This window comes from Otoolea muris, assembly GCF_943193115.1.
Classification (GTDB): Bacteria; Bacillota; Clostridia; order Lachnospirales; family Lachnospiraceae; genus Otoolea; species Otoolea muris.
Genome location: NZ_CALPCY010000108.1, coordinates 1 through 5010, shown reverse-complemented (window position 1 = coordinate 5010; position 5010 = coordinate 1). Strand labels below are relative to the sequence as shown.

The window sequence follows — 5010 nt, the reverse complement described above, 5'->3', positions numbered from 1 at the left end:
TTGCGGTAAGGGTACAGAGGCTAAATTGGGTAATCAGAGGGTGGATAAACTATTTTGCGTTAGGCTCTATGAAAACGCTAATGAACGATGTAGACGCGCATTTGCGAACAAGATTGCGGGTAATTATCTGGAAGCAATGGAAAGTAGCGAAAAAGCGGCAATGGGGATTGCAGAAACTGGGAATAGGAAAAGACCTGGCGAGGCAGACAGCCTATATGGGAGACCGCTATCAATGGGTAGTGACGAAAACATGTGTAGTCAGGGCAATCTCAAAAGAAAAGCTGTCACAGGCAGGGCTTATCAGATGTTACGATTATTACTTAGAACGTCATGCTTTGAAGTTATGTTGAACCGCCGTATGCCGAACGGCATGTACGGTGGTGTGAGAGGGGGATTAAATTCCCCCTACTCGATTGACTCACTCATATACATAAGATATCCTAAATTTACGAGGTAAGATAAATAACTAAGATTTCCTTAGGAGATAATGGAAGAGATAAAACTGTTCAATTTTTGTGTTCTCAATATTAAATAAAACACCATATTCAAGAACTCCCTATGGGTACGATGAATTCCTATGGAGTTATCATTGTGTGAAGACAGGAAATACGGGTATGGAAGCTCTATATAAAATTTGTTCGTTTCAGAATATGACTTTTCGTAGTTTTCACAATACTCTTTTGTCTACATCTGTCATCAGTTAATGGGATATATTTCATCCGGGAATAAATGATGCGTAGATTAGGTTTATTAACGAAAATTTCTTTAGGCTTATACAAAATATTTTGTTGCCTTTAAAATCATCTCCAATTTACATAACAATATTTAGACTGAAAAGCAACCGCATACTCCATTTACAGGCAGTTTTTAAAGTCAGAATATCATTTGCTAATAACTCATTAGGACTGCGGCTAGTACACCGTTTTCTTAATCCTTATATACTAAGCGTTTGATATTTGTATCAGTGCAAGGCGGAGGAAGGAGGCGATGCGGTGGCATCGTTGACTGACGACAACGTGGCAATGGTGCAAATATCAAGTGTTTAGTATATGAGGAATTAAAAAACGGTGTACTAGAGCAGGTAATTAAGAAAAACATTTGTATCAATCGAGATTTACAGTTTCAAACTTTTCCTCTCTATATGATTCTAACTCTTTGTCATAGTCAATCTGAGGAACTTTTCGTCTAAGGCTTTCTAGCTCTTCAAATGCTTTATCTTTAGCACTCTGCGGTTCCGTCCCATAAGGTTCGCCTATACTTTCTGTAATATGATTGATAAAATAAAGCTTATTCTCCGGTATCTGCTTCAGCAAATTAATAGCGTCTTTATTAAGTGTTGTCATGTGTAACCACCTCATAATCTGTAAATTAGTTTCTGATTAGTCTTAATAGATCTATTTTTATTACTTTGTATAGGAAAAATTTTTGTCATATACTACCAATAATCTTCTGCTTTGCTAGATATCCATCAAAAGGATATTTTAAATAATAAGTAGATATATTATGTCAATATTCGATTTAGAAAAGTATCTGATTAATTGTTAAAAAATAAGCTGAACAGTCTATTTGGACGATAATAGTATTTCAGGAGAAATCATAATGGCTGTTCTATTAAAAAATGGCTTGAATCTTGGTAGCAGATATGATATATTATGTATAGGAAAACAACCGCCCACAAAGTGGTTAGCCTCCCGGTAAACAGATAAGCCTACCTAACCGGCTAAGTACAAGGTAGGCTTATTATTTTCGCTTGTTATTCCTATCTATGTAGGCAAGCAATGCAATGAGAAAAGTACCGCCAACAAATAGTAGGTTTAATACTTCATATATACTCATCTACATCACCCCCCTTCTTCCTGTATTTCCCATGAAGGGATGATACCGATTGGTAAAGCAGCGATTGCCACTTTCAGAAAGATGGGAGGGTTTCCACCTTGTAACACGGTTGTTTCCTAGATTATATATTATAACATGAACAAGGTTATAATACAACAGTGATTTGTAAGTATATCAGGGTCAATAAGTGGTTTAGAAAGGTATCTACCTCCAGATGTGAGAACCAAACCAGAGAATGATGGCATGAAAGTTGCATTTTAGGAGAAAATTAAGTAATAGAGTGTAACGAAAGCAGAGGAATTACTTGAAAATCAAGATAATGTATTCTATAATATGTATTAAAATACATTTGCAGAGACAAGAACAAGAAACTGAATTTTTTGAGTGTTCCGTAACGAAAAAATATGAGAATCCGAGAAATCCATTTTTTCTCATAATATATCAGTATGCAAAAGAGAGGATTATCGTTGACATTTACGTTAGCTTCGTTAGATAATAATGACGGGATAAAAAAAGGTTATATATACATATGAAAGAGAAGAGGTTTAATACATGGAGTTAGATTTATCTTCGTATTTTGCGACTTCACTTGGTTTAGTTCTTTTGCTACTTGTGGTAAAGATTATTATGTATAAGACTACAATTTTATTAAAATTTGGCATCACTGGTTTATATGTTTTTGCGATTTTGATTCTGATACGCGGTTATCTCCCTTTTGATTTTTACAAGATAAATTTAACGACCAGTTATTACTCATATAAGATACTTCCTTTTATGAGAGAAATAATCTATCGTAAGATAAATGTAGGCGGAAAAATTGTGACTGTCAAACAGGTCATGATCATGATTTTTGCAGCAGGCTGGATGTGGATAACTTGTAAAAAACTATTTGGTTATTTTGCATTTAATAGGTTTTTAAATACAGCTCCACCCTGTCATAATGTAGGTATCAAGCAGATTTGTGAAAATATTTTTTATACCATATTTCCTCGGGAAAAGGAATATAATATAAAAATAGTTCAATCCAATATCGTAGGCAGTCCGGCGATTTTCGTGTCATCAAATCCTTTTATTATATTGCCGGATATTTCATATACTGAAGAAGAATTAAAGTTTGTATTTTATCATGAGTTAATACATTTAAAACATCGTGACTTCTTTATTAAAATAGCTACGGATTTATTAATACCGGCTTATTGGTGGAACCTATTTATATATAAGCGTTCATTTGATATCATAAATCAGGTGCAGGAACTATATGTTGATTATGAAGTTAATAGGACTTTGACTAAAAAAGGAAGGGTTGTGTATTTAAAGGTATTATCTAAAACAGCAGAATATATTTATAATAATAAAATAAGTAGAAAGCATGTTTACGCTTTGACAGATTCACAACAATTAAATTTGCGGCAAAGACTGGAGTGCATCATTAACTCGAAAGGGAAAGAGTTGATGTTCAGGGGAATTATATTCAGCATAGTTTTATTTATTCTTTCTTTTACGTTTATTTTTGAACCATCCTTTCGACCGACATATGATGAAATGGGGAATGAAGTGTTTGAAGGGAATGAAGAATTATCTTATTACATATGGGATGGCACAATTTATAGGTTATATATAGGCGGTGAATGTGTCTATACGACTTCAAAAATTCATGAGGATTTTAAAAATTTACCAGTATATAGGGAGGAATAAGATGAGAAGTTTTAATCACAGGAGGGTACAATTCCCCGATGCTTGCATCGTAACAAACTTACCATAAAGTAGAAAAGATGATACAATGGAAGCAGAAAGGAGAGTTGTAGATGAGTGAACATATCCACAAGTCGCACAACGTATCAAAGCTTATGTATCATTTTGTATTCCCAACGAAATATCGAAGAGTCGTAGTAAGTGAAGAGGTAGATGAGGTAATAAAAGAAACCTGTGAAGAAATAAGTAAGCGATACGGCCTATATTTTCTGGAGATAGGGACGGATAAAGATCATGTACATTTTCTGATCCAGTCGGTGCCAAGCTACAGTCTGACGCAGATAGTAAAGATAGTAAAAAGTATAACAGCCAAAGAAGTGCTCAGCCGATGTCCAGAGGTAAAGAGGGAACTGTGGGGAGGAAATTTCTGGTCGTCAGGATATTATGTAGCAAAAGTAAGTGAACATGGAAACGAAGAAGTAATAGCAAATTATGTAAAGAACCAGGGGAACGAATATAAGAAATTATTCCGGAACCAAGGGCTGGAAGGTCAAATGACCTTATTCGATTATATGTAGAGGAAGAGACAGGGAAACTTTCATACCCCGCTTTTGGACTTGCGTAAGCAAGTCCAAAAGGCAAGTGCTGTGAGAGGCGACGTAGGAGCCGCTCACAGTGCTTGAGTGCTTGCACCGGAGTAGTTGATTTTGTTGATAATAATGACACAAATTGCCAAAATTCAGCATATATAAGATTATAATATAAAATCGGCAGTGGTTCAATCAAAAGTGTAAAAGTTTTTAAGAGTTTTAAGAAGTAAGATCAAATAAAATCTACGAAAATCCATTATCTGATTCGCACTATATCATCCAATGCTTCCATAATTGTCATAAGCTCCCAATTTTACAAGCCGGGAGCTAGCGCATTTCAGAATCCCGGCCTGTTTCCGTTATCGCTTTTTCACATCTGCCGTATCTCATTTTTCAGCATACGCTTGATTTTGTCGCTCATGGTTTTCTTGCTGGTCTTGCTGAAATTTCTTCACCAGTGCGGGGGGCGTCCTTAGCCGGTGCTGTGGTGGTAGAGTCCTCTGTGATTTTCTCGCTGTCCATAAATTCTCCTTTTCATACAATCAGATTTTGTTATCCTTCCTCACAATCTCTTTCGCCGTCGCTTTGGTTGCCCTGGCTCCTTCCTCCCGGAAATTTTTACCGGAAAGGAGAACCGGCGTACACCGTTCCAGTATGCGGTCATAAATCCTTGTGTGGGCAAGGTCTGACAGGTTCTTGATTTCTCCCAGTTTCAGGTTTGTCGTGACAATTAGCGGCTTCTTACTCCGATACCGGCTGTCAATGACGGTAAACATCTGCTCCATGGCATACTCGGTATTCCTTTCCGCGCCTAGATCGTCAATGACAAGCAGGCTGTAATCGTCCAGGCTGGCGATAAAGGCCGCCCTGTCCTCGGCAAACACGCCGGTCA

Annotated in this window: 7 protein-coding genes; 3 read left to right on the top strand and 4 right to left on the bottom strand. The window is 36.6% G+C overall.

The window, feature by feature from the left end; genetic code table 11:
• The coding region (locus tag NFS31_RS28530) for a hypothetical protein (protein ID WP_331482891.1) at nucleotides 1–457 on the top strand (457 nt) is incomplete at its 5' end.
• A 646-nt stretch (nucleotides 458–1103) separates the two neighbouring features.
• Here NFS31_RS28530 and NFS31_RS26135 read toward each other — a convergent pair.
• The gene (locus NFS31_RS26135; RefSeq protein WP_251501833.1) at nucleotides 1104–1343 is read right to left on the bottom strand and encodes a UDP-N-acetylenolpyruvoylglucosamine reductase; all 240 of its coding nucleotides are present in this window, start codon (nucleotides 1341–1343) and stop codon (nucleotides 1104–1106) included.
• A 397-nt stretch (nucleotides 1344–1740) separates the two neighbouring features.
• Complete coding sequence (locus tag NFS31_RS26130) at nucleotides 1741–1836, bottom strand: putative holin-like toxin (RefSeq protein ID WP_251501831.1); 96 nt, start codon at nucleotides 1834–1836, stop codon at nucleotides 1741–1743.
• A gap of 552 nt (nucleotides 1837–2388) precedes the next feature.
• Here NFS31_RS26130 and NFS31_RS26125 point away from each other — a divergent pair.
• Both NFS31_RS26125 and tnpA read left to right on the top strand, forming a co-directional pair.
• The gene (locus tag NFS31_RS26125; protein ID WP_251501829.1) at nucleotides 2389–3531 is read left to right on the top strand and encodes a M56 family metallopeptidase; all 1143 of its coding nucleotides are present in this window, start codon (nucleotides 2389–2391) and stop codon (nucleotides 3529–3531) included.
• 110 nt (nucleotides 3532–3641) lie between these two features.
• Nucleotides 3642–4106 carry an IS200/IS605 family transposase gene (gene tnpA / locus NFS31_RS26120; protein WP_251501827.1) on the top strand — a complete coding sequence of 155 codons (465 nt, stop codon included), beginning with the start codon at nucleotides 3642–3644 and terminating at the stop codon, nucleotides 4104–4106.
• A gap of 382 nt (nucleotides 4107–4488) precedes the next feature.
• On the opposite strand, the gene NFS31_RS28525 is transcribed toward tnpA, so the two are convergent.
• Complete coding sequence (locus NFS31_RS28525; RefSeq protein WP_465223450.1) at nucleotides 4489–4539, bottom strand: hypothetical protein; 51 nt, start codon at nucleotides 4537–4539, stop codon at nucleotides 4489–4491.
• A 121-nt stretch (nucleotides 4540–4660) separates the two neighbouring features.
• Nucleotides 4661–5010 (bottom strand): ATP-binding protein (locus NFS31_RS26110; protein ID WP_251501825.1); only part of this gene is annotated, 350 nt, incomplete at its 5' end.